Source organism: Psychrobacter sp. T6-1, assembly GCF_052258445.1.
On the sequence record NZ_JBQQFC010000290.1, the window covers coordinates 1 to 2,989 of the forward strand.

Consider the following 2,989-nt stretch of genomic DNA (forward strand, 5'->3'; position numbering starts at 1 on the left):
GGTAGTCTGCTAGCAGCGCTTTTGGCATCACTATTGGGCGTTTGGCTAACGCCTTTTAGCTGGTGGCTGTGTTTGCTTGCCGCTTATGGACTAGCGGTAAGCGGTATCGCAGGAGATCTGCTAGAATCGGCGTTTAAGCGTCAGCATGGGGTCAAGGATACAGGCACTATGCTGGCAGGCCACGGCGGCGTGCTCGATAGAATAGATAGTTTGCTCATTGGCGTGCCGATATTTACCTTGTTTTATTGGTGGTTTGGCTAACGCGAATTATCAATAGACGACTTCAATGTAAAATCAAGAAGGTTTATCCAGCTGACTTCGTAATAGCCAATTTAGCACAGGTTTAGGCAAATGATTAAGCGTACGAGCAAGATAGCGCATAGGCCATGGAAATATCGCGAGCGCTATATCAGTGTCGATCGCTTGCATGGTATGACTTACTGCGTGATCTAGGCTCATAATAAAAGGCTTATGACTGGCATCACCACCGTTTAGATCGCGCAAGGTTTGGGTGTCGATATACCCTGACGCGATGCAATTGACCTGAATATTAAAAGGCGTAAGCGCAATGTGATAAGCGCTCGCCGTCGCTATCATCGCCCGCTTGCTCTTGGCGTAGAGACTGGCATAAGGATAATCGAGCGTCCCTGCGATAGAAGCGATACAAATTAGGCTTGGCTTGACGCCTTTAGCCTTGTCCAACTGCTGTAGGTTTTGGCATTTGAGTACCTCACTTGCCCTCATAAAAACATGCTCAAATGCTTGCAAATTAATCGCGAGCATCTGCGTGCTGTCTGTTTGGTTTAGAGTATGGACGCGCTCATTGGTATAACTGCCCGCGCTATAAATCAGCCGATCAAAACGATTTTTTAGTAGCTTATCAAGCAGGTGTTGGCGCGCATTAAAATCTGTCAAATCACAAAGATAAGTAGTGATCTGAGGATAGACGCTGTTGATATGAGTAATTTTGGCAAGACTATGCCCAACAACGCTGACTTGCCAACCAAGTTGCAAATGATGCAAGGCTAGTGCTAAGCCTAAACCGCTAGTGCCGCCTATCACAATAAGGTGCTTGGATGTATTAGAAGGTATGTTTTGCATTCATAACCCTTGCTGGCGTATATAATCCATGGTGCGCTGATAGCCATACTGCCACTGGGCGTCCATCTGCTGTATGAAGACATCATAATCGCTATGAATCAGCTCGACGGTCATCTGCCTAAGGCTAAAGCGTTTTTGTACATTTTGCCCCGCCAGTTGCTGATCATTGTCAGCAAAAGGCAGCCAATGTATCTGCGCCTGATGGTGAGGCTTAGGCATAGATGACGTCTTATAATTGTGCACCTGAGCCAGTCGCTGATTGGGATCAAAGCCAAACACGCGCTTGATTGCAGGCGCGGCAAGATAAGGATCATAGCCGGCTTTGGTTTCTGCAAATACCGTACTGCCTAATTGACAAGCCAGCTCAATAGGCGTCAGATTAATCACCCCGCCCAAACACCAGCCTAGATCGTCTATATGCGTTGGCGGCAAATAGTACATATCTGCCAGCGAAGCGCGTACTGCAGAAGTCATATCCCACTCAGTCAGCATCTGTACCGACTGTTGTATACGTCCATTGGCAAAAGAATGCGTAGGCGCGTTAAAGTTATGTCTAACGAGATCTTCTTGGTGAAGTAGATGACTATTAAAGCTGGAATGGTCTAAACGCTTTGGCGCAAATAACAACTCTTGAAGCTGAAAGTCTGCAGCTAGCAAACTATCAGCATTAACACTAAAATCTGCTATCGACCTCTGGCGCAAACGACTGGCGATAATAGCAATCTCTGGTGACTTATTTATGCTACTCGTATTGCACTCAGGATTAGAGCCAAAAGCAGATAATTCATCTAGCCACTGCCCTTCACTATCAATACGAAACATCGCCAGTTGCTGTAGCTCGTCTAACAGACGTTGGTAGTTATCGCGTTGATGCTGCTTTTGTCTTTTGAACGGCTGTTGAGATGTATATCGAGAGCTGTACCAGCGTTTGAGCGCATTGCTGATATAGCGTAGTTTTTGACGTGTGCTTGCCTCATCAGGGGCAACATGTCTGATCGCACAGATGCTCTTGTATAGCTCACGGCTCCGCATTAGCTGCTGCAAATCGCTAGGATCAGGCGCCAGCTGCACCAGATAAGCCGACAAGCTGCCGCCGCAAGTACCAATGATGAGATCGGGCCGCAAATCGTGTGCGACTAGCGCGGCGTAACTTCCCAAATAATAGCCAAACCGCGACCCGCCCCCTGAAAATAGCTGGACGCGCTCGTAAGGCGGGGCGGTTGTATTACTCATCGCTGTTTAGCATAGGCTTAATAGCGAGTGACACGGTAAAGATACCAAAGCGATCAATACGCATAGCGACTTTTTCAAAGCCTGCATCAACAACCAATTGATCCATCTCAGCCTGTGAGCGGCAGCGCATGACCCAACTGCTGCCGCGGTGATTGTTAAGCGTTTTACTAATGAATTCTTGTTCAGGGTGCCATGGCTGATTGGTATATATCAGGTAGCCGCCAAATTTTAGACTCTCAAAAATACCTGCAAGCGCAGTCGCTGGCAGCGCATTATCAGAAAACAGCTCAAACACTCCTGAGGCAATAGCGATATCGAATGTGGCACTATCAGCTTTTAAATGTAAATAACTAGTAGGATTAAAAGCGTCTTTTTGTACCGTGTTGACACGATCAGCCAGATCTAAGCGCAGTGCTTTGTTTTGTAGCGCTTGAATGTTATGCCTCTCATAATCGCGCAGTTCGGCCTGCAAGTCATCAAACTCAGTCAACAAATCAAAAGCATAAAAACCATGACCACTTGCAATATCTAATAGTCTGGGCTGATATCCGCTTTTTTGCTCATTAGCCTTTTTGATTTCTGCTAGCGCCTGACGTGCCAGCTCTAAAATATGCATGCGGCGTATACGAATGCCTTGCCAGCCGATGTTATTGAG

Annotated in this window: 4 protein-coding genes; 1 reads left to right on the top strand and 3 read right to left on the bottom strand. The window is 46.9% G+C overall.

The window, feature by feature from the left end; all coding sequences use genetic code 11:
• The coding region (locus tag ACTXGO_RS11800) for a phosphatidate cytidylyltransferase (protein WP_443574646.1) at positions 1 to 261 on the top strand (261 nt) is incomplete at its 5' end.
• Between the two features lie 33 nt (positions 262 to 294).
• Here the strand turns inward: ACTXGO_RS11800 and ACTXGO_RS11805 are convergent.
• The 3 genes from ACTXGO_RS11805 to ACTXGO_RS11815 form a co-directional block, all read right to left on the bottom strand.
• Positions 295 to 1,101, bottom strand: coding sequence for an SDR family NAD(P)-dependent oxidoreductase (locus ACTXGO_RS11805; protein WP_443574648.1), 807 nt, complete (start codon positions 1,099 to 1,101; stop codon positions 295 to 297).
• Positions 1,102 to 2,334, bottom strand: a complete 1,233-nt coding sequence (locus tag ACTXGO_RS11810; RefSeq protein WP_443574650.1) for a patatin-like phospholipase family protein — start codon at positions 2,332 to 2,334, stop codon at positions 1,102 to 1,104. It lies immediately after the preceding gene.
• The coding region (locus tag ACTXGO_RS11815) for a class I SAM-dependent methyltransferase family protein (RefSeq protein WP_443574652.1) at positions 2,327 to 2,989 on the bottom strand (663 nt) is incomplete at its 5' end. The genes ACTXGO_RS11810 and ACTXGO_RS11815, both read right to left, overlap by 8 nt.